The 25,494-nt window shown below is 60.0% G+C and carries 23 protein-coding genes and 1 pseudogene; 10 read left to right on the forward strand and 14 right to left on the reverse strand.

Annotation, left to right across the window (positions count from 1 at the left end):
- Position 1: 1 nt before the first annotated feature.
- The gene (locus AC2FEE_RS10060; RefSeq protein ID WP_496864842.1) at positions 2-1,210 is read left to right on the forward strand and encodes a winged helix-turn-helix domain-containing protein; all 1,209 of its coding nucleotides are present in this window, start codon (positions 2-4) and stop codon (positions 1,208-1,210) included.
- A gap of 3 nt (positions 1,211-1,213) precedes the next feature.
- Here the strand turns inward: AC2FEE_RS10060 and AC2FEE_RS10065 are convergent.
- A pseudogene (locus tag AC2FEE_RS10065) lies at positions 1,214-1,860 on the reverse strand (fumarylacetoacetate hydrolase family protein).
- A gap of 439 nt (positions 1,861-2,299) precedes the next feature.
- The gene (hpaR, locus tag AC2FEE_RS10070; RefSeq protein ID WP_496864843.1) at positions 2,300-2,734 is read right to left on the reverse strand and encodes a homoprotocatechuate degradation operon regulator HpaR; all 435 of its coding nucleotides are present in this window, start codon (positions 2,732-2,734) and stop codon (positions 2,300-2,302) included.
- Positions 2,735-2,972: 238 nt separating this feature from the next.
- Between hpaR and AC2FEE_RS10075 the strand changes: the two genes are divergently transcribed.
- Together AC2FEE_RS10075 and AC2FEE_RS10080 are read left to right on the forward strand one after the other, a co-directional pair.
- Positions 2,973-4,385, forward strand: a complete 1,413-nt coding sequence (locus AC2FEE_RS10075) for a pyridoxal phosphate-dependent decarboxylase family protein (protein WP_496864844.1) — start codon at positions 2,973-2,975, stop codon at positions 4,383-4,385.
- 10 nt (positions 4,386-4,395) lie between these two features.
- On the forward strand, positions 4,396-5,166 hold the full coding sequence (locus AC2FEE_RS10080; protein WP_496864846.1) for an HpcH/HpaI aldolase family protein: 771 nt from the start codon (positions 4,396-4,398) through the stop codon (positions 5,164-5,166).
- Between the two features lie 4 nt (positions 5,167-5,170).
- Here AC2FEE_RS10080 and AC2FEE_RS10085 read toward each other — a convergent pair whose 3' ends face one another.
- Positions 5,171-6,313 carry a DUF3095 domain-containing protein gene (locus AC2FEE_RS10085; protein WP_496864848.1) on the reverse strand — a complete coding sequence of 381 codons (1,143 nt, stop codon included), beginning with the start codon at positions 6,311-6,313 and terminating at the stop codon, positions 5,171-5,173.
- Positions 6,314-6,455: 142 nt separating this feature from the next.
- Here AC2FEE_RS10085 and AC2FEE_RS10090 point away from each other — a divergent pair, with 142 nt between their 5' ends.
- The 4 genes from AC2FEE_RS10090 to AC2FEE_RS10105 all read left to right on the forward strand — a co-directional run bounded on the left by AC2FEE_RS10090 (position 6,456) and on the right by AC2FEE_RS10105 (position 10,539).
- Positions 6,456-7,628 (forward strand): MFS transporter, encoded by a 1,173-nt coding sequence (locus AC2FEE_RS10090; RefSeq protein ID WP_496864849.1) that lies wholly within the window; start codon positions 6,456-6,458, stop codon positions 7,626-7,628.
- A gap of 23 nt (positions 7,629-7,651) precedes the next feature.
- Positions 7,652-8,686 carry a glycosyltransferase family 4 protein gene (locus AC2FEE_RS10095; RefSeq protein WP_496864850.1) on the forward strand — a complete coding sequence of 345 codons (1,035 nt, stop codon included), beginning with the start codon at positions 7,652-7,654 and terminating at the stop codon, positions 8,684-8,686.
- Between the two features lie 110 nt (positions 8,687-8,796).
- Complete coding sequence (locus AC2FEE_RS10100) at positions 8,797-9,819, forward strand: aspartate-semialdehyde dehydrogenase (protein ID WP_496864851.1); 1,023 nt, start codon at positions 8,797-8,799, stop codon at positions 9,817-9,819.
- A gap of 189 nt (positions 9,820-10,008) precedes the next feature.
- Complete coding sequence (locus tag AC2FEE_RS10105) at positions 10,009-10,539, forward strand: hypothetical protein (protein WP_496864853.1); 531 nt, start codon at positions 10,009-10,011, stop codon at positions 10,537-10,539.
- Positions 10,540-10,608: 69 nt separating this feature from the next.
- Here the strand turns inward: AC2FEE_RS10105 and AC2FEE_RS10110 are convergent, their stop codons facing one another.
- The 8 genes from AC2FEE_RS10110 to AC2FEE_RS10145 all read right to left on the reverse strand — a co-directional run bounded on the left by AC2FEE_RS10110 (position 10,609) and on the right by AC2FEE_RS10145 (position 19,337).
- Complete coding sequence (locus AC2FEE_RS10110) at positions 10,609-11,655, reverse strand: ABC transporter ATP-binding protein (protein WP_496864854.1); 1,047 nt, start codon at positions 11,653-11,655, stop codon at positions 10,609-10,611.
- Positions 11,655-12,902 carry an MGH1-like glycoside hydrolase domain-containing protein gene (locus AC2FEE_RS10115; protein WP_496864855.1) on the reverse strand — a complete coding sequence of 416 codons (1,248 nt, stop codon included), beginning with the start codon at positions 12,900-12,902 and terminating at the stop codon, positions 11,655-11,657. The genes AC2FEE_RS10110 and AC2FEE_RS10115 overlap by 1 nt, the downstream gene beginning before the upstream one ends.
- 5 nt (positions 12,903-12,907) lie before the next feature.
- The gene (locus AC2FEE_RS10120) at positions 12,908-14,116 is read right to left on the reverse strand and encodes a carbohydrate ABC transporter permease (protein ID WP_496864856.1); all 1,209 of its coding nucleotides are present in this window, start codon (positions 14,114-14,116) and stop codon (positions 12,908-12,910) included.
- On the reverse strand, positions 14,116-15,348 hold the full coding sequence (locus AC2FEE_RS10125; RefSeq protein ID WP_496864858.1) for a carbohydrate ABC transporter permease: 1,233 nt from the start codon (positions 15,346-15,348) through the stop codon (positions 14,116-14,118). The genes AC2FEE_RS10120 and AC2FEE_RS10125 overlap by 1 nt, the downstream gene beginning before the upstream one ends.
- Before the next feature lie 57 nt (positions 15,349-15,405).
- On the reverse strand, positions 15,406-16,761 hold the full coding sequence (locus AC2FEE_RS10130) for an ABC transporter substrate-binding protein (RefSeq protein ID WP_496864859.1): 1,356 nt from the start codon (positions 16,759-16,761) through the stop codon (positions 15,406-15,408).
- A gap of 17 nt (positions 16,762-16,778) precedes the next feature.
- On the reverse strand, positions 16,779-17,915 hold the full coding sequence (locus tag AC2FEE_RS10135; protein ID WP_496864860.1) for a LacI family DNA-binding transcriptional regulator: 1,137 nt from the start codon (positions 17,913-17,915) through the stop codon (positions 16,779-16,781).
- 130 nt (positions 17,916-18,045) lie between these two features.
- Entirely contained in the window at positions 18,046-18,582 is a 537-nt protein-coding gene (locus AC2FEE_RS10140) for an SRPBCC family protein (protein WP_496864861.1), read from the reverse strand.
- Positions 18,583-18,686: 104 nt separating this feature from the next.
- Positions 18,687-19,337: a carbonic anhydrase gene (locus AC2FEE_RS10145; RefSeq protein ID WP_496864862.1), complete on the reverse strand. Its 651-nt coding sequence runs from the start codon at positions 19,335-19,337 to the stop codon at positions 18,687-18,689.
- Positions 19,338-19,481: 144 nt separating this feature from the next.
- Between AC2FEE_RS10145 and AC2FEE_RS10150 the strand changes: the two genes are divergently transcribed.
- The 3 genes from AC2FEE_RS10150 (at position 19,482) to AC2FEE_RS10160 (ending at position 22,051) form a co-directional block, all read left to right on the forward strand.
- Entirely contained in the window at positions 19,482-19,871 is a 390-nt protein-coding gene (locus AC2FEE_RS10150) for a hypothetical protein (protein WP_496864863.1), read from the forward strand.
- A gap of 63 nt (positions 19,872-19,934) precedes the next feature.
- Positions 19,935-21,317 (forward strand): leucyl aminopeptidase family protein, encoded by a 1,383-nt coding sequence (locus AC2FEE_RS10155; protein ID WP_496864864.1) that lies wholly within the window; start codon positions 19,935-19,937, stop codon positions 21,315-21,317.
- On the forward strand, positions 21,314-22,051 hold the full coding sequence (locus AC2FEE_RS10160; protein WP_496864866.1) for a C40 family peptidase: 738 nt from the start codon (positions 21,314-21,316) through the stop codon (positions 22,049-22,051). The genes AC2FEE_RS10155 and AC2FEE_RS10160 overlap by 4 nt, the downstream gene beginning before the upstream one ends.
- Here AC2FEE_RS10160 and AC2FEE_RS10165 read toward each other — a convergent pair.
- The 3 genes from AC2FEE_RS10165 to AC2FEE_RS10175 form a co-directional block, all read right to left on the reverse strand.
- Positions 22,048-22,398 carry a DUF2794 domain-containing protein gene (locus AC2FEE_RS10165; RefSeq protein ID WP_496864867.1) on the reverse strand — a complete coding sequence of 117 codons (351 nt, stop codon included), beginning with the start codon at positions 22,396-22,398 and terminating at the stop codon, positions 22,048-22,050. The genes AC2FEE_RS10160 and AC2FEE_RS10165 overlap by 4 nt on opposite strands.
- A 76-nt stretch (positions 22,399-22,474) precedes the next feature.
- Positions 22,475-24,031, reverse strand: coding sequence for an ABC transporter permease (locus AC2FEE_RS10170; RefSeq protein WP_496864956.1), 1,557 nt, complete (start codon positions 24,029-24,031; stop codon positions 22,475-22,477).
- A gap of 229 nt (positions 24,032-24,260) precedes the next feature.
- A complete protein-coding gene (locus tag AC2FEE_RS10175) occupies positions 24,261-25,481 on the reverse strand; it encodes a phenylacetate--CoA ligase family protein (protein ID WP_496864868.1) in 1,221 nt (406 codons plus the stop codon).
- Between the last annotated feature and the right edge of the window lie 13 nt (positions 25,482-25,494).

Here is a 25,494-nt window from a genome sequence, read left to right on the forward strand (position 1 = left end):
CATGGCGCTGAAACGGTTGGACAACAAGGCGGCCCGTGTGCTGTTCATGGACCGTCATGCGCTGGCCGAACAGCCTTCGGGTGGGGCCAAGGGCGCGGATTTGCTGGACCTGATCCACCGACTGGGGTTCGTGCAGTTGGACAGCATCAACACCGTCGCTCGCGCCCATGACATGATCCTGTTTTCGCGCCGGCCGGCCTACCGCGCGAAAAACCTCAAACGCCTCTATGAACGCGACAAAGCGCTATTCGAGCACTGGACTCATGACGCCGCGGTCATCCCGATGGCGTTTTATCCGCACTGGCATCTGCGGTTTCAACGGGATGCCGATCTGCTGAAATCCCGCTGGAAGAACTGGCGCCGAGACGGGTTCGAACAGCAATTTGCCACTGTTCTGCAGCATATCCGAGATCATGGGCCGGTGTCGTCCTCCGATGTGGGCAAGGACGAGAAGAAGGGATCAGGCGGCTGGTGGGACTGGCATCCTTCCAAGACCGCGTTGGAATTCCTGTGGCGGTCGGGTGCATTGACGGTAATTGGCCGCAGCGGGTTTCAGAAACGCTATGACCTGACCGAACGGGTAATCGAAACGCATCTGTGCCCGGGCAACATGGCCTGTGACGCCGAGACAACCGTGGACTGGCTGTGCAATGCCGCGCTGGATCGGCTGGGCTTTGCCACATCCGGAGAGTTGGCGGCGTTTTGGGATACGGTCAGCGTATCCGAGGCAAAAAAATGGTGTGAACGGGGCCTAACACAGGGGATTCTGGAGGAAATCGAAGTCACCTGTGCCGAAGGACCGGTGCGGAAACTGCTGGCACGTCCTGGTCTTGCCGAGGCTGAGCTACCTGTAGCGCCGGGGCGTATCAGGGTGCTCAGCCCTTTTGATCCGATGTTGCGCGATCGAAACCGTGCCGAGCGGTTGTTTGGGTTCCACTATCGGATCGAGGTTTTCGTCCCCGCCGCCAAGCGGACCTATGGGTACTATGTCTTCCCTCTGCTGGAGGGTGACCGGATGATTGGCCGCATCGATATGAAGGCGCAGCGTGACCGTAGTGTTCTGCAAGTCAGTGCACTATGGCCGGAGCGATCCGTACGCTGGTCGGATGCCCGCACCCGGCGGCTGCAATCGGAACTGGACCGGGTCCGCCGGTTTGCCGGGCTGGACGACGTGGAGTTTGCAAAAGACTGGCTGAAAGACCCTAAATAGGGTCTATTCTGCTTCCGCCAGCGTAAATTGAATCGGCTGTAACCCATCAATTCCAACGTCTATCACATCGCCGGCCTGCACCGGGCCGACGCCGGCAGGTGTGCCGGTCAGGATCAGGTCTCCAGGCCGCAGGTGGCAATAGCCGGGCAGATGGTTGATGATCTCGTCAATCTTCCAGATTAGCTCGCTCAGCCTTTCATCCTGTCGGTTTCGCCATTCCCGCTCAGATGAATACGGGTGGCATTCTGCGGCGACCAGTCCGCCGCACGAGTCAGCGACGCAAACACCGCTCCGGCCTCAAGGTCCTTGTCCAGATCCCAGGGACGCTGCTTGTTTCGCTAGCGGATTTGCAGGTCACGGCGAGTCGTGTCCAGCGCACAGCCATAGGTGTAAAACGCATCCGAAGCCTGCGCGCTGGTAGTGCGGAAGACGGGTTTGCCAAGGGCAACGGCCAGCTCCATCTCGTGATGAAAATCCCCAGTGCCCGGCGGATACGGCACGGTTGCCCCGGTCAGCACAGCGTTGGACGCGGATTTGGTGAAATAGAATGGAGCCTCACGATCGATCTCGTGCCCCATTTCGGCCGCGTGTGCCGCGATCGGGCAGGACAAGACTGTCGGTTTTGCGCATAACCGGGTACAGCAGAACAAGCCGTCATTCCAAGAAACCTGAGCAATGTCTGTTCACAATATGGGCGTCCCGCCTTGGAAACCACCGGAACAGTTCTAGATTGAAAAGTGGCAGAGCGATTTCGCCGACTAATCGGGGTACGGCGCGCTCTGGCCGCCGCTCACAGGTACGGCGGGTAAACATGCACCCGTCTGGACGTGAAGACATCCTGTAATCCCGCGAACCACGCGGCGTTATCGGGTGCGAATACTTCAGAGAACTAAGGCCAAAGACTTTACCCCCAAAGACTTTGCGCCGGAGAGCTGGTTTATTTCGGTCCGGCACGTTTTCTGAAGCGCAGGTCGGACCGTCGGGACCTATCCGACGCAACCGGCCTCGGGCCAGGCACATAATCCAGTACACGTCTGGCCGCCCCGCCGGAGAGAATGCCTTTCTCCGGCGGGGTTCGAATGTGGGGTGTCACGTTTCCAGATCACGCAGTTCATTCAACAGATCCAGCAGCGCCTCATGGCGTTCCGGGCCCAGCTTGGTGCGCAAATCCTCGGCCAGATGAATGGTCACCTGAATGTTGTCGCGGATAATCTGCTTTCCCTTTGCCGAGATGTCGACGATCTGCCTGCGCTTGTCGCCGGGGTGGACTTCCCTGAGGATCATCCCCTTGGCCTCGAGCTTTTGCAGAATGCGGGTAAGGCTGGGCAACAGCAGGCACGCCCGGTCCGCAAGATGGGTCGGCTCTTGCGGGCCTTCCTCCTCCAGAACGCGCAACACGCGCCATTGCTGTTCGGTCACACCGACATCCGCCAGCATCTTGCGAATGGGTCCCATGACCCGTTCTCTGGCCCGCAGTAACGCAATGGGCAATGAACGTGACGTCAATGGTACTTCATTGGTCATAGGAAATTCTCGCCGAATTCCGGCTGCGCTGCAACGGGCCAATCCGTTTTTCTGGGTGTTTATACGGATTTAGCCCGAAATAGACACTGAATTGTCGTGCACACTTTACTGTGTTCAGGGTTTTTGAACTGCCACATGATCGAAAGATCGTTGACCTTAGGCCACGGATGACCATCACTGTCGGCAGAGTAAAAGCCGGTCAGGTAAGACACGCGCCGGGTCAAAAATGAGGTCTGCGATGAAGTGGGATGAGTTCACTGACTGGGGCAAGAAAATCACCGAATGGGCGCAGGATTACCACCTGACCGTGGGTGACAGGCCCGTTCGCGCCCGAACCGAACCGGGCGAGGTTCTGGACGCCCTGCCTGCCAATCCGCCGGAACAGGCGCAGGCGATGGAGGATATCTTCCGCGATTTCGAGGATATCGTGATGCCGGGGATCACCCATTGGCAACACCCCCGGTTTTTCGCCTATTTCAATGCGAACACGTCGCCTCCGTCAGTTTTGGCCGAGTTTCTGACCAGTGCCATCGCGCCGCAATGTATGTTGTGGCAGACCTCACCCGCTGCGACCGAGATGGAGACGCGGATGATGGACTGGCTGCGTCAGGCGCTGGACCTGCCCGAAGGGTTTGCCGGCGTCATTCAGGACTCCGCTTCCTCAGCGACACTGGCTGCCGTGCTGACAATGCGGGAAAAGGCGTTGAACTGGCAAGGCAACCGGCAGGGATTGTTCGGGCAGAAGCCGCTGCGTGTCTATTGCTCGGCCGAGGTGCATACCTCGGTGGATCGCGCCATTTGGGTGGCTGGGCTCGGGCAGGACAATCTGGTGCGTATCCCGATCAAGGGGGATTGGCGGGGCATGAACCCCGAGGCGCTGGAAACGGCGATTCAGTTAGATTTAGACTCTGGTTTGCAACCCGCGGGCGTCATTCTATGTGTCGGGGGGACAGGTACCGGAGCAACCGATCCGGTGGATGAATGTCTGAAGATCGCGCAGAAATACGGGCTGTATTCCCATGTGGACGCGGCCTGGGCCGGGTCAGCTATGATCTGTCCGGAATACCGCCACTATTGGCCCGGGATCGCGCAGGCCGACAGCATTGTGTTCAACCCGCATAAATGGCTGGGTGTGCAGTTCGACTGTTGCGCACATTTCCTGAAGAACCCCGACGATCTGGTGCAGACGCTAGCGATCAGCCCGGAATACCTCAAGACGCACGGCAAGGACGGGATCATCAACTATTCGGAATGGTCGGTGCCACTGGGCCGCCGGTTCAGAGCGTTGAAACTGTGGTTCGTGCTGCGCGCCTATGGGTTGGAGGGGCTGCGCGAACGGCTGCGCAACCATGTCAACTGGTCCATTGGCCTGCATGACCGGCTGGCGGTTGAGCCGGATTTTCAAATCGTCACTCCGCCGATGTGGTCGCTCTGGACCTTCCGCTACATACCTGATGGGCATACTGACCTGGACGATCTGAACTTGCGTTTGATCAACGCAATCAACGATGATGGCCGCATCTATCTGACCCAGACCCGCGTCGATGGTGATCTGGTGATCCGCTTTCAGGCCGGTCAGTTCGAAACCACCGAGGATGACGTCCGCATGGCCTATGATGTCATCACCGAAATCGCCCGCTCACTTACCTAGAGGTTCCCAAATGGCTGCACCTGATAACTCGTTGAAACAGGCTCTATTAAAGGGAGATCAGTTGATCGGCTGTTGGAGCAGCTTTGCCGAACCCGTCGCGGCCGAGATCATGGGCACCGCAGGTTTCGATTGGCTGGTGATTGATGGCGAGCATGCGCCGAATGACATCCGCTCGCTGCGGGATCAGCTCATGGCGCTGGCCGCCAGCCCTTCGCATCCGGTGGTGCGGGTGCCGGTGGGCGATACCGCACTGATCAAGATGGTGCTGGATATCGGCGCTCAGACCATTTTAGTGCCAATGGTCAACAGCGCCGAACAGGCACGCGAACTGGTGCGGGCCTGCCGATATCCGCCCGAAGGCCTGCGCGGGGTCGGTGCCGGGGCGGCACGGGCTACGGGATATGGCGCGGTCTCGGACTATATTCAGACCGCGGATGAGCAGATTTGCCTGCTGGTGCAAGTGGAAAACCGCGCTGGGATGGCGGCACTGGACGATATTCTGCAGGTTGATGGCGTCGATGGCGTGTTCATCGGCCCAGCAGACCTGTCCACCGATATGGGGTTTCAAGGCAACAGCGCCGCACCCGAAGTACGCGCCACCGTCGCCGATGCCATCGCGCGGATCAAAGCCGCGGGCAAAGCACCCGGCATTCTGGGCACCAATGACGATACAAATCAGGCTTATCTGGAAATGGGTGCGCAGTTTCTGGCAGTGGGGATCGACGTGATGCTGTTGGCGCAGGCCGCAGCGGCCTTGGCCGCTAAGTGGAAGGCAAAATAGCGCGCTAGCCCTGCATTGCAGCGGCGGCCTGCGCGTAACCGCCCGAGGCCCCGTCGACGAAATGCACATGGTCGTCCCGCGTGGCCGAAGGCACGAAGCAGGTCATCATCGCCTCGTCCTGCGCGTGTAGCCCATAGCGAACCTTGCCTTGTTCACGTGCCTGTTCCAGCATGATCTTGATTTGCTTCAGCGTGCCCGGATCACAATCCAGCGTCATCTTCAGCCCGTCATCGAACTTGCGGAAGTCTGCGTTGCGGCTGACCATGTGCTTGTAGTGGCCGGGATCGAACTCACCCAACCGCTTACCGGTTTTAAACAACAACGCAATCAGCAGGTTCTGCCCCAGCAGCTTTATCCTTTGCCCAAGCAGGTTACGCCCAGCGCGGGAGACACGAGCGTCAAGCTCGACATCCGGTGGTGGCCAACTGATCGGAGGGCCGTTTTCCGGCACCGGATGGCCCGCGCGCTCCAACCGTTCCAAGGCGGTCAGAACCGACCGGGCCAAATCGGCAAAGTCGCTCTCGGTTGCTTTGGCGGTTGGTTGCACCACCAGAGACACGATCTGCCCATGACGCGCCTTGCTGTTGGACCAGCGGCAGGACAGGCCGGTCAGATCAGGCAGTGCGCCCGGTTCGGCGGGCGGCACCTCGAACGTACCGGATTTCATCTGCGTTTCGGCCCAGACCAGCCCGCCGCCCGAGAACATGGCGTAATCCACACCGTCCGAAGGCGCATAGCGTGCCACTCGCAAGTCCCGGCCCGCCAGGCGGATTTCGGATACCGGCACCAATGCCCCGCGCAATGCGATCGAGAACTCTTCATCGGCCCAGCGTCGCAGCTCGGCCAGCACCGTGCGGGCGGTATCGACGGCGCTTGCGGGGATTGCAAACCCGGCGCCATCGCCACCGAAAACATAGGGAAACTCCTGCCCCTTCAGCGCGTTTATCATAGCCGAGATCACCGCCGCGCCCACCACGTTGACGGTTTTATAGCGGCCCCTTGCAATCTCACCGGTGGAATCGACGATATCGGCCACGCCCAGCGCCCAGTCACCCGGCACCGGCGTAAACCGCGCTGGCTGCGCCAGGCTGGTGAAGTCCCGCTGTCGGGGAAGGCTGTCATAAAAGGCGGCCTGTGCGTCTTTCATTGGCACCTCGGGGTGATGGGTATCGGAACAAATAGCCCGAATGCGAACGCTGTCCGGTGAAAACAGTATAGCACACAAGCTTGTGTGGCGCACCGGGACGTGCCAAGCATTTCTGCGCAGCTTGGGGGAGAAGGGGCGGTTCATGAAGGCAGGTCTGGTAGTCTTGTGCCTGGGCTATGTGCTCAGCCAGTTCTTTCGCGCCTTTCTGGCGGTACTCAGTGTCGATCTGGGTCGCGATATTGGTGCCACGCCGGAAGATCTGGCCTTTGCCTCGGGGCTTTGGTTTCTGGTCTTTGCGGCGATGCAGTTGCCTGTAGGCTGGGCGCTGGATCAGATCGGGCCGCGCCTGACGGCCGCCGTGCTGTTGCTGGCCGGCGGAGCGGGCGGCGCGGCGCTGTTTGCTGTGGCCAGCACACCGTTTCATGTCGCTGTTGCCATGGGGTTGATCGGTGTCGGGTGCTCTCCGGTACTGATGGCGTCATATTACATCTTTGCACGCGAATATCCGCCAGCTCGGTTCGCAACGTTGGCCGCGGTTATGCTGGGCGTGGGTTCGGTGGGCAATCTTGTGGCCTCGTACCCCACCGCACTGGCGGTTGAATTGATCGGATGGCGAGCGACGATTTGGATGCTTGCCCTGTTCTCGGGCGCGATTGCGCTGGGCATCTGGATCACCGTGCATGATCCCAAACGGGTTGAGACCGAGCACCGGGGATCTGTGCTGGACCTGCTGAAAGAGCCCGCGCTTTGGGCGATCCTGCCACTGATGCTGGTGGCTTATGCGCCCTCGGCGGCCACGCGCGGGTTGTGGGCCGGACCGTATCTGAGCGATATCTTCGCCCTCAGCACCACGCAAATCGGGACGGCGACGCTGATCATGGGGGCTGCAATGATTGCCGGAACCTTCGCCTATGGCCCGCTCGACCGGCTGCTGGGCACGCGGAAATGGGTGATCTTCGGCGGCAACGCGCTGGGCACGGCGGCACTGGTTCTGTTGTGTGTATGGATCAACAGCGCGGTCTGGTTATCAGTCGTTCTGATGGCGGTGATCGGGTTCATGGGGGCCAGCTTTCCGGTGATCATGGCGCATGGCCGGGCCTTTGTGGCCCCGCACCTGGTCGGGCGCGGCATGACCCTGCTGAACCTCTTTGGCATCGGTGGTGTTGGCATTGCGCAATTCGTCACGGGGCGCATTCATGCCGCCACGGTGGACATAAGCCCAACTGCGCCCTACACAGCGATATTCGGCTTTTTTGCGATCACACTTGCCTTCGGCTGCTTGATCTACCTATTCAGCCGCGACAGCGTCGACTGACGCTGAAACCGTCAGGAGCACCTATGTCCGACCCGCGCGTCATTGCCCCCAATCTCAAACGCAGGCTTTCGGGCGTGACGGCGACGATTGCCCGGCTGGTGCCGCTGCAGGTGCAATGGATCGACATCGCAGCAACCGGACCGGGCCTGCCTGCCGACATCCCACATATCCCGCTGGGTCGTTTGCCCTTTCTGTCGCGCAAAACTCTGCGCGTCTGGCACGCTCGTCGCAATACCGAGATGCTGCTGGGTCTGTTCCTGCGCAACGCGCTGCGGCTGCGGCTGAAACTGCTGTTCACCAGCGCCTCGCAACGGGCCCATACCGGCTATACAAAATGGCTGATCGACAAGATGGACGCTGTCGTGGCCACCTCTCACAAAACCGCCGGGTATCTGGAGCGCGACGCACAGGTCATCATGCATGGCATCAACCTGCAGGATTTCACACCGCCCAAAGACAAAGAGGCGGTGCGTGCCCAGCTGGGCCTGCCGGATGGTCTCCTGCTGGGCTGTTACGGTCGTATTCGGCACCAGAAAGGCACCGACGCCTTTGTTGACGCAATGATCGACCTGTGCGGTCGCTTCGACGGCGTCCACGGCATCGTCATGGGTCGCGCCACCGAAAAACACACCGGTTTTCTGGCTGATCTGAAAGACAAGGTCGCCAAGGCGGGTCTGTCCGATCGCATTCTGTTCATGCCCGAAGTCACCGTGGATCAGATCGCCGAGTGGTATCAGGTGCTGGACCTGTTCGTCGCCCCGCAACGTTGGGAAGGGTTCGGCCTTACCCCATTGGAGGCGATGGCTTGCGGCGTCCCGGTTGTCGCCACCGATGTAGGCGCGTTTTCCGAGATTGTCACCGACCCGTCGCTGGGCCGGGTGGTCGAGCCCGGTGATATTCCCGCGCTGGCCGATGCTGCCGCCGAAATGCTGACCGACCGCGATTCCCTAGCGCAATCCGGTATCACCGCCCGCGCCCATGTCGAGCAGAATTTCGACATCAATGGCGAGGCCAAGGCCCTTGTGGCGCTATACGAACGGCTTCTGAACGACGCCTGACGCCCCTTGCCGCGTTAAATCGGCGTCATTGGGGGAATAATACCCGAAAACCCTTTTTTCTTCGCTGCAACGCGGCTATGAACGCGCGTCCTTAACTTTGGAGACATGAAATGGGCTATCGCGTCGTTGTCGCCGGCGCCACGGGTAACGTGGGCCGCGAAATGCTGAACATCCTGGCGGAACGCCAGTTCCCGGTCGATGAACTTGCCGCCCTGGCAAGCCGTCGTTCGCTGGGTACCGAAGTAAGCTTTGGCGACAAGACACTGACAACCCAGGACATCGACACCTTCGACTTCACCGGCTGGGACATGGCGCTGTTTGCCATCGGCTCGGACGCAACCAAGACGTATGCCCCCAAGGCGGCCGCAGCCGGCTGTGTGGTGATCGATAACTCGTCGCTGTATCGCTATGACCCGGAGATTCCGCTGATCGTGCCGGAGTGTAACCCCGAGGCGATCCACGACTACAAGAAGAAGAATATCATCGCCAACCCCAACTGCTCGACCGCGCAGATGGTTGTGGCGCTGAAGCCGCTGCATGACCGTGCCAAGATCAAGCGTGTTGTCGTGTCGACCTATCAGTCGGTTTCGGGCGCCGGTAAAGAGGGTATGGACGAGCTTTGGGATCAGACCAAGGCCATCTACAACCCCACCACCGAGGTGAAACCGAAGAAGTTCCAGAAGCAGATCGCCTTCAACGTCATTCCGCAGATCGACGTCTTCATGGAAGACGGCTCGACCAAGGAAGAGTGGAAGATGGTTGTGGAAACCAAGAAGATCGTCGATCCGTCGATCAAGGTCACCGCAACCTGCGTCCGCGTACCGGTCTTCGTCGGCCATTCCGAGGCCGTGAACATTGAGTTCGAAGAATTCCTGGACGAAGACGAAGCCCGCGACATCCTGCGCGAGGCTCCGGGCATCATGGTGATCGACAAGCGCGAAGCCGGTGGCTACGTCTCACCGGTCGAATGTGCGGGCGATTTCGCCACGTTCATCAGCCGCATCCGTCAGGACTCGACCGTTGAGAACGGTATCAACCTGTGGTGCGTGTCTGACAACCTGCGCAAAGGTGCCGCACTGAACGCGGTACAGATCGCTGAACTTCTGGGCCGTGAGGTTCTGAAAAAAGGCTGATCTTGACGCTCAGAAGATCATTTAAACTCCGTCGCACCGTCGGCGGGGTTTTTTATTTGTGGCTAAGGAGATTTGAAATCAGACAGTTGCCGAATTGATTAACGTCGTATTCTTCGGTCTCTAATTCTTGGCATTCTGTATTGGAAAGGCGGAGGTTAGAAAGCTCTAATGAATTTCGGAAACACTGGAATGTTTCTGCGCGCGCTGCTTGCGCCGGTCGTAAGCTCTTTTCTAGTCGGAACAGCTTCTGCACAAGACCTTTGTGCATCCGGGCAGATCGTGATCAACCGATCAGAGGATGGCTCAACTGTCAGTTTTCCAAAATTCTACCCGATCATATTGACCTATTCGAAGGACTGTTCGTTCAAGGATACGTGTTTGTACGATCTAGCGGTCGTTTCAGGTGACAAAACGAAAACGCAACTCAAAGAGCTCGAAATCACAGACCTTTGCAACGCAGCATCGGAGTACAAGGGACAGTTCAAAAAACATGAGGTTAGTGAGTATTCGCCGTTTTTGATGAAAGTCTATGAATACAGCAGGCTCACAAGTATCTCGATCGAAACGACGACGGGCTCAATAGGTATTTCCAAAACTGATTACTTGATGAATTCAGATGGTTTTGGTTGGGTACACAATCTGCTGGAAGATGGCGGGACATTTTTGACCGCTGGTCCGGCAGCATCCACATTCGATGTAAGCTACACATTCGAACAGTAGTAAAGACTTCGAAAGCTAAAGGTATCGAAGCTGGATGGTGCGGCAGTTCTCCGCACCATCCCGGAGCGATCACAGCGCCTGCCCTTCTGCGTCGAAGAATTGCAGCTTCTCAGGCGCAAAGTGCAGACCGATCTTTGCACCAGCCTTGATCTCGGTATCGCCACCAAGGCGAACGGTGACCTTTTCCTCGGTCCCGCAATCGACGATGACGAACATATCGGCGCCCAGATATTCCACCACCTCAACCATCCCGTCGCTGTGACCTGCGTCCGGTTCGACCACACTGATGTGTTCCGGGCGGATGCCCAGCATCGTGGCCGCGCCGGTGCGGTCAAACGGTCCGCTGCCGCCGTTTTCCAGTTGGAACCGATCCCCGGACACGGTGCAGGGCAAGACGTTCATTTTCGGACTGCCGATGAACTGCGCCACGAACAGGTTAGCGGGGCGTTCATACAACTCGCGCGGGGTGCCGACCTGAGCGATCTTGCCAAATTCCAGCACTACGATGCGGTCGGCCAAGGTCATCGCCTCGACCTGATCGTGGGTCACGTAGATCATGGTGCGGTTGAGGCTTTGGTGCAGCTTTGCGATCTCGTATCGCATCTCGACCCGCAGGGCGGCGTCGAGGTTGGACAGAGGCTCGTCGAACAGGAACGCGGTGGGGTCGCGCACAATGGACCGGCCGATCGCCACGCGCTGACGCTGCCCTCCGGACAGGTCCTTGGGACGGCGCTCCAGATACGGTTCCAGCTTTAGCACCTCGGCGGCCTTACCCACGCGCTCGGCAATCTCGGGTTTCGAAACCCCCGCCACTTTCAGCGAGAAACCCATATTTTCGGCCACGGTCAGGTGAGGATAAAGCGCATAGGACTGGAACACCATGGTCAACCCGCGCTTTGAGGGCGGGTGATCGGTGACGTCATTCCCGTTGATTAGAAGCGACCCGCGCGAGATATCCTCGAGCCCGCCGATCATCCGCAACAGGGTCGATTTACCGCAGCCCGAGGGGCCAACGAAGACGACGAACTCACCCTCTTCGATCTGCAGGTCGATGCCTTTGATCACCTGCACGTCGCCGAACCATTTCTCGACGGATTTGAGCTCGATGCTGCCCATCAGTTCCTCCCTGCCCAATGCAGCCAGACGGCGGCGGTCCATGTGAATGAATTGCCCCCGGCCGGACTGCCGGTGATCGGGTCGTAGTACTCGGCAAAACCGTGGCCCGCGATCAGGCGGGCAGTTTTCAGGCGCAGGGCTTCGGCTTCGACGCCGTGGCCCATTTCTGACAGTCCGAACCCTATCAGCATGTTCATGAAGGCCCAGGTTGGTCCGCGCCAATAGCGGCGCTCGTCAAACTTGGGCATGTTCGGATCATAGCTGGGGATCGGGTGCGGGACGGTGGTTAGCACAGTCTTCACACGGTCCAGCATCTGAGGGGCTTCAATACCTCCGTACCAGCACAAATAGCTCGCGTTAGAGACACTTTCTGCCCATTCGCCAGTATGCGCATTGCGGGCGTCAAAGGCAGCCAGCGCCTCATTCCACAGCGACCGTGCACCGGCCTCAAGCCGGACCACATCAGCGTCAAGACCCTCGGTTTCGATCCCCAGTTCCTCGCTTATCGCCAACAGATCACGGGCGGCGCGCAGGGTGGTGAAGCTCATGGTCGGGTCGGCGATGCGGAACGGGTTGAGGTCCAGTAGTTTCTGCTGGTCCCAACCGACCTCGCGCCCGATCTGCACCAGTTTGATATAGCGATCATAGTCGTATTTGGTGGGCCGGTCGGCGCTGTTCACATGACTGATGTCGCGGCGCTGATATTCGCCGACATCCGAGGCGTCGATCCCCGCCATCGCGCCATCCCAGTCCGGCGCATTGTCACGCCCGGCTTCCCATGGATGGGTGGTGCAGACAGCGCCGTGCTCGTCCAGGCGCCACGCCATGAACCAGCGATGCCAGGCCAGCATGGCCGGGAACAGAGTACGAAGGCGCGCCTCGCCGACCGTGCGGTCCCTGTCCCAAACCCGCCGCGCCATGGTCGCGGCCAATGGTGGCTGGGTGACACCCGATGACGCGATCGGCCCGGTACCGCCCCAAACATCCGGCCCGGGGAAATAACCAGGATCGGGCTGATGGAACAGGATGTGGGGCACCATGCCGTCATCCCACTGACCCGAGAACAGCGTCTCAAGCTCAACCCAGGCGCGGTCGATATCGAACTCGGCAAAGCCCAGCGCCGCAACCGCGCTGTCCCAGTTCCACTGATAGGGATAAAGGCCGCTGGTCGGGATCGTGTAACCACCCCGATCATTGGTGATCAGGATGTTGCGTGCCGATTCACTCGGCGTCGTGTAGTAGTTCATCTCAGTCATCCTTTGACCGAGCCTGCGGTCAGGCCTTTGGTCATGAAACGTTCAAGCCCCAGAAACAGGGCCATGATCGGAACGGTGGCAATCACCGCACCGGCCATCAGGTGTTGGCGGGGAATTTCCGAAGAGTTCAGCATCGTAACCCCTCGGGTCAGGGTAAATTTCGACGGATCGTCGAGCAGCATGAAGGCCAGCAGGAATTCATTCCAGGCGATCATGAAGACGTAGAGCGAGACCGACGCCAGCGCCGGAAGGCTGAGCGGCAGGGTGATTTTCCAGATCACCGCCAGACGCGACAGACCATCCATCAGACCGGCCTCTTCCACCTCGGTCGGCAGGCCGCGGAAATACCCCTGCAGCATGTAAAGCGCGACCGGGATTGTGGTGACCGGGTAGATCATGACGATGCCAAGGATCGAATTGCGCAGACCCGTCAGCGAGAACGCGATATAGATCGGCAGCGCCAGCACGATCATCGGCACCATGTAGATCAAAAGGATCGAGCGCGAGAACGCCTTTTGCCCTTTGAACCGGAACCGGGCTACCGCATAGGCGCCCGGGACGCTGAACAGCAAGGTGATGAAAACGGTCAGAACCGAGACGTAAAATGACGTCCAAAGGTAACTGCCGAAGTTGAAGTCCCGGAACAGTTCCGTATAGCTGCGGAACAATGCCGTGCCCTGACTCAGATCGACCGAGAAATCCAGCGGGTTCTGCAGCAGTGTCTGCTGTGATTTCAGGCTGGTCATTACCATGACGTAGAACGGGATAACCACGATGGCGGTGAAAAAGATATAACCGAAGCCGGTGCAGAAACGGATCACCGCATCCTCGAATTCGTGGCGGGTCAGTTCCGCAAACGGCAAATCCCTGAGGATCGCGGCCAGTGACACATGCATCACCACAGCCACCGCAATCACGGTGACCAGCACCGCCTGCAACGTTGTGTCCGATCCGATCAAAACCGGGCCAAAGCCGGTCAGGCAGGACAGACCCAGCAGGGCTGCCATGCCCAGACGCGCGGGTGCTCGGCGGGCCGGAAAGCGAACATAGACCAACCCAGCCGCCGCGCCCCATATCAGGCTTAGCAGAACCTGCGGTCGAAACGCAGCACCTGTGGCGAAGGACATGGTGACAGCGATGGTAGTGGCAATCACCAGCATCCACAGCGCGCCCAGAACCGGGCCGGTGATATGTCCTTTGCGCATCACAGGCCCTCCTCACGGCTGATGTAGCGGAAGAAGACAAAGCTAAAGGCGATCAGGCACATCAGAATCACCACGGCCACCGCAGCGCCTGCCCCGATATTCGAGACCGCAAAGGCCTGTTCATAAACATTCACGGTCAGCGTGCGCGTGCCTGCATTACCGCCGGTTAGCAGGAAGATGTCGTCGAATTTGTTGAACGTCCAAATGAAGCGCAGCAGGAACAGCACCGACAGGATACCCAGCAATTGCGGGATACTCAGCAGCCAGAACTTCTGGAACGGCGAGGCGCCATCCATATCCGCCGCCTCATACATGCTGGAGTCGATCGACTGCATCCGCGCAAGGATGAACAGGAAGGACAGCGGAAAATAGCGCCAGATCTCGAATACAGTGACCATGATCAGAGCCAGCGGCCGTTCCCCGAAGAAATTGATCGGCTCACTGCTCAGCCCCATCTGCACCAGCAGCGCATTGGCCGAACCCGAGAACGGATCAAACAGCGTGACCCAGGTGAAGGCCACGGCGATCACCGGGGCCACATAGGGGAAAAGATAGAGACCACGGATAAAGCCTTGCCCCTTGAAGCTCTTGTTCAGCAGCAGCGCGGCAAACAGGCCCATGACCAGCGCGCCAATGGTGCCGAACACCGTGTAGAACAGCGTCACCCAAAACACGCCCCAGAATTCCGAACCGTCAAAAACGCGGGCGAAGTTCTCAAGGCTGAATTCCAGATTGGTCAGCACACTCGGTCCGCTGCCGGTAACGCGCGGTTCCGACCCTTCCACCACATCTTCGAAGGCGTCGGGGTCACCATCGACCGAGACCGGAATACGGATACGCTCACGCTGACCGCCTTCCAAAGTGCCGAAATCGCAAAATAATTCCTGGCCGTTCAGAACACAGGGCGCAGTGACCTCCCCAGCGGTCACACCGTCGGGCAGCACATCACCCAAGGTCACGCCCTCAATAGCGATTTCCTGGCTGGAGTTGCGCAAGCGGTATTCGATCCGCAGGTCGTCACCCAATCCGCGCAGGCTTTCACGCACGACCGGCGCAGGTGGGCGAAGGTCTGACAGGGTAAACGGTTTGAAGCTGATCCAGATGATCGCCAGCAAAGGCAGGATCACCACAAGAGACACGCTGATCACGGTCGGAGCCAGCAGCGCCCAGGCCAGACGCCCCTCGCGTCTGGCAAGCGCCCCGGTTCCGGTCGGTGGGGTGGCCGAAGACATGGGATACCTCGAAGGGTTGCGCGCAGCGGCACAGACGCCGCTGCGGGTGCCGGTTGGTTACTGAACCTTGGCCAGTTCGTCGTTCATGGCCGCAACGGCGGCAGCGGCGTCGATCTCGTCGTCGATGTACTGACGCACGATCCGGTTGATGGCCTGAGAGTTTATCATCTTCGAGGCCAGCGACAGCTGCCCTTCGACCACGCCCCAACGCTGTGCCACATCCAGACCTCCGACGATTTCGTCGATCATCGCCTGTTCGTAAAGCTCGCCCAGCGGGGCCTTGCGGTCGACACCTACGGGCAGTTCAGCCCAGGCTTCGGCAAAGGCGGTCGGGTTGTCGGCATTGCCGCGACGGACCGGGAACTTGCCCTCGGGCGCGATGGCCAGCGTCTGGGTATAGCCCTGATCCATGGCATATTTCACGAAGTCCATCGCCGCGTCGGTATCAGCGTCGTTGGTGATGCCAAAGTATCGCACGTCCCCCCAGGCCGCGCCATCGGGGTTCGACGGGCCGGACAGTTTGGTGACAATACCGGTCTTGCCCGCCAGATCGCGCGAGGTCGGGTCGTCGGTGATGGTCGGCGGGGCACTATCGCGTAGACCTGCGAGCTCATCCAGAATGAAGGGCGACCAGATGATCATGGCGGCCTTACCGTCAAAATACAATTCGCGCGATTGCTTCCAATAGAGCTCTCCCGGAGGCGACGCCTTGGAAATCGCCTTGTAAAAGTCCAGAACCTCGGTGGTCTTGGCCTCGTCCAGTGGTTGGAACCCATCGGGGCCAACCGGGCTTACACCATTGGCGAGGAAGACATGTTCCAGCACCTGGCTCATGAAGTTTTCGTCGACCTTGGTAGCAGAGACAAAGCCGTACATCTCCGGCGGGTTGTGCAAAGCCTCGAGCGCGGCCTGAATGTCGGCAAAGCTGTCGGGTGCGTCCAGACCGGCCTCATCGAACAGGTCCTTGCGGTAGACGACCAACTGGGTCCAGCCATCCACTGGCACCGACGCGGTTTCACCGTTGAACGCAGCCATAGCCAGCGCACCGGGGGCAAAGGTGTCGGCGCCCAGTTCCTCGATCACTTCGGTCGCGGCTTCGGTGTCCAAAATGCCGGCTTCCGCCCAAGGCAGAGCGTATTGCAGCGTGTGATAGACTACATCCGGCAGATCACCGGCGGCGAAGGCCGCTGTGGCGCGGGTGCCCAGATCGCTTTCGGTGACGGGGATCACTTCGACCGTAATGCCGGTTTCAGCTTTGAACTGATCGGCCATCTCCTGCTGTTTGGCCAGACGCTCGGGCTGTTCCTCAGTAGTCCAAAACCGGATTGTGTCGGCCTGCACGGACAGCGCAGTCAGCGCCAGCGCCAACGACGATCCAAGCATCAGCCTGGCGACTTTGGGTGTCAGTTTCATGTGTGGTCTCCTCCCGGTTAGTCTTTATTGAGCTGTGTGCGTTTCACCGTCAGTTCCGCCGGTGTCAGATGCGGCGGCCCATCCGATTCCCCTTCGACCAGAGTCGCCTCAGCCAACTCGCGCAGGGTGTCGGGTGCCTCACCCCGGATCTGACGGATCAGCAAGGTTGCCAGCCGCTGTCCGGCTATCCGCGAATCAACGGCGAAAGTGGTCAGCGCCGGACGGGCGTAGCGGCATTCCGGAATGCCGTCATAGCCGATCACCGAGACGTCGCGGCCAATCTCGAACCCTTGATCCTGCGCGGTTGCACAGAACCCCAAAGCAGCCAAATCGGTGGCAAACACAATCGCCGTAGGCGGCAGGTCCAGTCGCATCAGTGCCATCGCCTGCGTTGAACCGTCTTCCCGCGTCCGGGCGCCGTCGCGGATCAAATCAGGGTCAAGCGGCAGGCCTGCCTCGTTCAGACCTTCGGCATAGCCGTCGCGGCGCAGATGGCTGTAATTGAACTTGGGATCGCTGCCGACATAGCCGATGCGCGTATGCCCGAACCCTGCCAGCCGCAGCACCGCATTGCGCATGGCGGTTTCGCCGGCGATGTCGAACCATGAGGTCTCCTCCCACGTGTTCGACTGCCCGTACCCGGTGCGGCCATAAAGGATATGCGGCACCTCGAGGTTGCGCAAAAGCCCGACGCGCGCATCCTTTACCATCGTTCGCGGCAGGATGAAGCCGTCCGCTTTTCGTTCTTCGAACAGGCGGCTGAGTACTTTCAAAGTGTCGCGTTCCGACGTCGCCGTGGATATGGTCATCGTCCAATCAAGGCTGCTGGCGGCCTCACAGGCACCGGCCAGAAAATCCTGCAGGAACGGGTTGTGTTGGTCGGGCTCTTCGCTGTTCAGAACCATCGCAATGGCGCGCACTTGCCCGGTCCGGATCGCCTGCGCGTGGCTTAGCGGGCGGTATCCCAGTTTGCGGGCGGCGGTCTCGACCCGGGCGCGCGTAATCTCGGAGATATCGGAATAACCATTCAGCGCCCGCGACACCGTGCTTTTCGACAAGCCCAGATGCGCCGCCAATTCGTCCAGCTTGACCCGGCCAGAGACCAAGGTGCGATGCGCTGGCGCGCGCGATTGATATGAACGATTCGTAGCCATTTTTTACATTTGTTTGCTCCGAAACCGGTTTCGGCAACGAAAAAGTTAAAAAAGATGCAAACTGGTTATTTTTTAGCGCCTATTCGGATTTCTGATTCCGTTGCTGCGACTTACCGAGGGGCCGTGTTCATTAACTCTGCGTTTCGACCAACATTTTCAGATTGGACAGGCCCCGTTCGTAGTCACCGCCCACCCATTCATCCATCATCAGACCCATCCACCGCGCCATCGGATTCAGGCCCAGATCGGTGGCAAATCCCCAGGTAACCTGCGTCTGATCGCCCTCGGGCACCAAAGCGAACGTCGCCGAAGCGGTGCCCATCGACCCGAAATCCAGCGCCGTTCTGACCGTTTGGTCGGGGACGCTTTCGATGATCTCCTGCGATCCGGTCCCGACCTGCGGATGCTCCGAACTCCAGTTCAGGGTATTGCCCACCCCGGCCTCGGGACCGCTGTACGTCAGTTGCGTTTCAGGATCGCGCCCCAGCCAGGGCGACCATTTCTCGGTCTCCTGCATCGAATTCACGTAAGGAAAGATGGCTCCAGGTGGGGCGTCGATGGTGATACTGCGCGATACTTCGGCTTTTCCGGGCAACAGGTAGGAAACCCCGATCAGCAGCAAAACAAGCACAAGCAGAGCCAGAAGAATGCGTTTGATGAATCGCATGATACGTCCCCGAACCAAACCCGGACCAAGCGACTATAACAAAAAATAGCGCGGAATCAGAGACCTGATCCCACGCCTGTCAAACTGCGGATTGTTCCGGTGGGTCAGACGACCACGAATTTCTTGTCCTTCGGGTCATAACATTGCAGCCCGCCCTCACCGATATCGGTCCACAGCCCATGCAAGCTGAGCGAGCCGTCCTGCACAGCCGTGGACACAAACGGGAAGGTCATCAGGTTCTCGAGCGAGGCAACAACCGCCTGCCGTTCGAACTGCCGAGCCTGATCGATACTGTCTTCGATATCGGCGACCAGCTCGTATTTTGGCTTCAGGATATCCATCCAGCGGCCCACAAAGCTGCCTTTGGCTTCCAGTTGTGGGGCCTGGCCCTTGCACATGTCGATGCAACCCTGAACCCCACCGCACTGCGAATGGCCCAACACGATCAGATGTGCCACCTTCAGCGCAGTGACGGCGTATTCAATCGCGGCACTGGTACCGTGGTGATCACCATCCGGCGCGAAAGGAGGCACCAGATTGGCGATATTGCGGTGGATGAAGAAATCGCCCTGATCTGCCCCGAACATCGACGTCACGTGAACACGGCTGTCGCAGCAGGAAATCACCATTGCACGCGGACGCTGCCCTTCGGTCGCCAGGCGGCGGTACCAGACCTGGTTTTCGGAATAGGTGGTGGCTTTCCAGCCGTGATAGCGTTTGACCAAATAGCCCGGCAGGGGTTTCGCTAAATCCATTCTTCTGTCCATTTTCGAGTTCCTGAAGGCTGCTCTACCCGGAATTCGCGGAAAATTCGAGCAATTATCCTGCGCGGATGCAAGGTTTTGCAAAGGAATTCACCTTCAAAGTCGGCCTATGCCGTGGGGGCGTAAAGAATTGGGGTGAATGTGGTGGATAAGATACTCACGCTTGAACACAAGGAAACCGTCCGGCTGGATCTGGACCAACTGAGCGGACTGTACAGACAATTGGGCGACAAGAACGCGCTGGATGTGCTGTGCCGCACGGTCGAGGAACTGGCCGTACGTCTGTCGAACTGCGAACGATTCTGGCGGCAGCGCGACTGGGCGGGGTTGCGCAAATGCGCGCGGTCGCTGGTGGCAATTGCGGACCAGATCGGCATGGTCGCACTGGCCCGCGTCGCCGGGGATGTGGCGCAGACCGTGGACACGGGCGATGCGGTGGCTACCGGAGCCACCCTGTCGCGTTTGATCCGAGTCGGTGAAAAATCGCTGACCATGATTTGGGATCAGCAGGATCTTTCCGTCTGACGGGGCTTGCGGGCGGGCCGTGGGTGGATAGGCTGGGCGCAAACCGAACCAGCCGAGATAAACATGACCTTGTCCTTTGCTTCGCCCTCTGACCCTTCGCTACCGCTGCATGTCATCGCGCAACCCGATCTGGACGATTGGCTGGCCGGCCAGCCAGATCACGTGTCGAACTGGATTCAGTCAAGCGGCTTTACCGGCGCACTGGGACAGGCCGCATTGATCCCCGGTTCGGACGGCACACCGGAATTCGCTCTGGCGGGTTATGGCAAAGCCGCAGGCCGCGCGCGCAAACGGTTTCCCCTGGCCGCCGCAGCCGAATCCTTGCCCAAAGGCACCTATCACATCGCCTCGGGCATGCCCGTGGGTGCGTTGGACACCGAATGCCTGGGCTGGCTGCTGACCGGCTATGCGTTTGATCGCTACGCCGCGCAGTCTCAGGCCAAGGCCCGTCTGATTGCCCCCGAAGGAATTGATGCAGCGCGGGTCGAGGTTTTGGCGCAGTCCGAGGCCCTGACCCGCGATCTGGTCAACACGCCCACCGCAGATATGGGACCGGACCAGTTGCAAGCCGCTGCCGAGGCCCTGGCGCAGGAGTTCGGTGCCTCCTGCGAGGTGATCAAGGGGCAGGCCCTGCTGGACCAGAACTTTCCGATGATCCACGCCGTTGGTCGCGCCGCCGCGCAAGAGCCCCGCCTGATCGAAATGAACTGGGGCAGTTCCGGCCCCAAACTGACGCTGGTCGGCAAAGGCGTGTGCTTTGACACCGGGGGGCTGAACCTTAAGCCCGGCAACTCGATGGCGCTGATGAAGAAAGACATGGGCGGGTCGGCAAATGTTCTGGGTTTGGCGCGAATGATCATGTCTCTGAAACTGCCGGTCCAGCTGCGCGTGCTGATCCCGGCGGTTGAGAACTCGGTGGCCGGAAACGCGTTTCGTCCTGGCGACATCCTGACCTCGCGCAAGGGTCTGACTGTCGAGATTAACAACACCGATGCCGAGGGGCGGCTGGTGCTGGCCGATGCACTGGCGCTTGCGAATGAGGGTACGCCCGATCTGGTGATCTCGATGGCCACGCTGACCGGTGCGGCGCGGGTGGCTGTCGGCGGCGATCTGGCGCCGTTTTATACCGATGACGACAGCGCCGCCGAAACACTGGTGCGGGCCGGGCAACAGGCCGCCGATCCGGTCTGGCGGATGCCCTTCCACGAACCCTATGAGGCGATGATCGAACCGGGTATCGCCGATCTGGACAATGCGCCCTCGGGCGGGTTTGCAGGATCAATCACCGCCGCGCTGTTCCTGCGGCGGTTTGTCGGCGACTGCCGCTACATGCATTTCGACATCTATTCCTGGCAATCCAGCAAAGCGCCGGGCCGCAGCAAGGGCGGCCTTGGTCAAGGCCCACGTGCGCTGATGGCCGCCCTGCCCGAGATTCTGGACCTATGACCAAGCAGCGCATCATAAACCCCGTGGTGAACCTGCTGCGCCACCCCGATGGCCCGCGGGAACGGCAGCTGTTGTTTGGCGACACCGTCACCGTGACCGAAACCCAAGGCGGCTGGAGCCGGGTTATCGCAGACAAGGACAGTTACACCGGTTGGGTGGCCTCGGAACAGCTGGGGGCACCGGTTCCTGACACACACTGGATCACCGCACCCGCAACCCATGTCTACGCGGAACCGGATATGAAAAGCCCTGACCGGGTCTCGCTGAGTTTCGGTAGCAGGGTTCAGGTCCTGTCGGAACAGAACCGGTTTCTGGAAACCGAACTGGGCTTCATCCCTGCCGTGCACGCCAAGTTCAATGCCACTCACCTGACCGATCCGGTCGCCGTGGCCGAGCTGTTTCTGGGTACGCCCTATCTGTGGGGTGGCAACAGCCGGTTCGGGCTGGATTGCTCGGGTCTGGTACAGGCCGGCCTACTGGCTTGCGGCATCCCCTGCCCCGGCGACAGCGGCGATCAGGAACGGGAACTGGGCGAGGCCCTGCCCGCTGGGACAGAACCGAAACACGGCGATCTGCTGTTCTGGAAGGGTCATGTCGCCTGGGTCTATGACGAAAACATGCTGCTGCACGCCAATGCCTACCACATGGACGTGACCTTCGAGCCGATGGATCAGGCTATCACCCGCATTCTGGACCAGGGCGACGGACCCGTTACAGCCCACAAAAGGCTCTAATCAAGGTCGACAGAGCGGATCAGCTTGCGCTCCAGCACGCGCAGCACAGTGCGCAGGTCATGGCCGCGTTTCAGGATGCGGCCATCCATGCCGATCACCGAATACATCCCCTGCCTTTGCCGCAGGCGCGGGTGTTTCTCGACCCGGTAGATTGGATGCTCGGCCGTGCGTCGAAAGATGGAGAACACCGCCATGTCTCGCAGATTCGAAATTCCGTAGTCGCGCATTTCTCCGGTGGCGACCATCCGGCCATAGACGGATAGGATATGGGACATCTCGTGCCGGTTAAACGCGACGGGCATATGGGCCGAGTTTGCAGAAAACCGGCTGGGAGGCTGCATGTTCATACCCTCAGCCTTGCCGGAAAATGCGTTTGAATCAAGCCCGAGCACAACAAGGTGTGGTTTTTTGGTCAATCGTGACCTAGCGCCGCCCGACCTGACGACAGATCAGAATCACCGGCAACAAGCCCACTGCAAGGATGACCAGAGAGGGCACGGCTGCCCCCTCGAGTCGTTCATCCGAGGCCAACCGATAGGCCTGCACCGCCAGTGTGTCAAAGTTGAATGGGCGCATGATCAGGGTCGCGGGAAGCTCTTTCATCACGTCGACAAAGACAATCAGCAACGCCGTCAGCAACGATGGCGTCAGGATCGGCAGATGCACCCGGCGCAGCGTGCCCAGCGGTGTCTGGCCCAGAGATCGCGCGGCGGCATCCATATTGGCGTGAACTGTGCTCTGCCCGCCTTCATAGGCGCTGAGTGCGGCGGCCAGAAAGCGCACCATGTAGGCCGCAACCAGCAACCAGATCGAGCCGGTCACCAGCAACCCGGTCGAGATATTGAAAGCTTGTCGCATCCACGCATCCAGCGCGTTGTCAAAGCTGGCGAACGGCACCATCAGGCCCACTGCGATTACCCCACCCGGCACCGCATAACCCAGCCGCGCCAGATAGCCTGTAGTGGCCGATCCCCGCCCCGGGCGCAGGCGCTGAAAGAACCCCACGCAGATCGCGGCAAACACGGTAACCACCGCCGCGGTGCCTGCCAGCGTCAGTGAATTCTGGATGAACCCGATATAACGCCGCGACAGCAGGTTCTGTTCCGACTGAAGACCCATCTGGATCAGGATGAACACCGGTAGCAAAAAGCCCAGAAAAACCGGAACAGCGCAGAGCGTGAAGGCTGCCAAAGATTGCCAGCCTTTCAGTTGCGCCGAAGGCAGCGACGCATGGCTTTTGCCCGCCTGATAGTATTTCGCCCTGCCGCGCTGTATCCGCTCGGCCATCGCCATGACCAGCGCGAACCCCAGCAGGCATAGGGCAAGCTGCGCGGCGGCGGCGCGGTCTCCGATCGAGAACCAGCTGGTGTAAATGCCGGTGGCAAAGGTCTGGACGCCGAAATAGGCCACCGTGCCAAAATCGGCGATGGTCTCCATGATGGCCAGCAGAACACCCCCAGCTATCGCCGGACGCGCCATCGGCAGTGAGACATGCCAGAAAGCCAGCCACGGGCTTTTGCCCAGTGCGCGGGCCGCCAGAAAGGCGGTGGCGCTTTGCTGCAGAAACGCGGCACGGGCCAGCAGATAGACATAGGGGTAAAGGACGAGGATCAGCATCACCGCCGCGCCCTCGGTCGAGCGGATCTCGGGGAACCAATAGTCGCGCGGGCCCCAGCCGGTCAGGTCGCGCAGGGTGGTCTGGACAATGCCGGGATGGTCCAGAATGAACGTATAGGCATAGGCCAGCACATAGGCCGGAAAGGCCAGCGGCAGAACCAAGGCGATTTCCAGAAAACGCACACCGGGAAACCGGGTCATCGTCACCAGCCACGCCGCGCCCACCCCGATGGAAAAGGTGCCAATCGCCACCAGAACCACCAGTATCACCGTCGTCAGCGCATACCGTGGCAGAACCGTTTCCACCAGATGCGAGATCGTTTCCGTCCCACCCGTCACCGCCGCCAGAACAACCGCCACCATTGGCAACAGACACGCGGCCGCCACCAGACAGGCCACCGAGCCAACCAGCCGGGTGCCAAACACGCCCCTATGGCGCGTTCCGTGTTCTGAAAATTCGATTTCGGCCATGTTTCCGGTTGTGACAGGCAAAGGCGCAGGTTCCGCCTTTAATTGACCAAAACGCTAAGAAACACCAGTGGGCTGCGAAACAAATCTGCGGCACATACTGCCGCAGAGCCGTTTTTCTGGGTCACTCGTAAACCCGCTGATCCTCAATCACCAACCCGTCCTTGGGCAGCGATCCGGGGGCCACAACCTCGATCGCGCCTTTCAGCTTCAACACTTCGACCACTGATTTGGCATAGGCCGCGTCATCGCCACGGGGGCTTTCGATTTGAACGGTCATGGTATCCATCTCGCCCTGACGGGCGGCGATGACGCGAGCCTTGACGATCTCTTCATGCTTGTCGACCAGCGCGGCCACCTGCTCGGGGCGCACGAACATGCCTTTGATCTTGGTGGTCTGATCGGCCCGGCCCATCCAGCCCTTGATCCGCAGATTGGTGCGGCCACAGGGGGACTCCCCCGGCATAATCGCCGACAGATCACCGGTCGCAAACCGGATCAGCGGATAGTCGGGGTTCAGCGAGGTCACCACGACCTCACCCACATCGCCCGCAGCGACTGGGTTGCCGGTGCCCGGGGTGACAATCTCGACGATGACATGCTCGTCGATGATCATCCCCTCCATCGCGGCGCTCTCATAGGCGATATTGCCCAGATCAGCGGTGGCATAGCATTGCAGGCAGGATATACCCCGGTCGGCATATTCCTGACGCAAGGACGGGAACAGAGCACCGCCGCCAACTACCGCGGCGTTGAAACCCAACGCCACGCCCATCTCATCCGCCTTGTCCAGAATGACCTTCAGATAATCCGGGGTTCCGGCATAGGCCGTGCAGCCCACATCCCGCGCGGCAGTCACCTGCAACTCGGTCTGACCGGTGCCGGCGGGCAGCACTGCTGCCCCCACAGCCCGCGCGCCGCTTTCAAAGATCATGCCCGCAGGGGTCAGGTGGTAACCAAAGCAGTTCTGCAAGATATCGCCCGGACCAACGCCCGCCGCATGCAGGAACCGCCCCATGCGCCACCAATCGGGATCGGTGCTGCCGGGCTCGTAAATCGGGCCAGGGGATTGAAACACATGGTGGAAATGCCGCGCCGGTTTGACGGTAAACCCGCCAAACGGAGGCCGCGATGCCTGTGCCTGTGCCAGATCGGATTTGCGCAGAACCGGCAGTTTCACCAGATCATCGACCGAGGCGACAGCATCAGTGTTCGCACCGGCCAGATGCGCCTCGAACCCCGGCGCGGACAAGGCCCGCTGAAGCTGAACACGCAATGCCTGTGCATGATCGGAGGCACGCTGGTCGGCTGAGCGGGTTTCGAGCGCGTCGTAATAATTCGTCATGACCATATCCTCC

The organism is Ruegeria sp. YTSC199 (assembly GCF_059609725.1).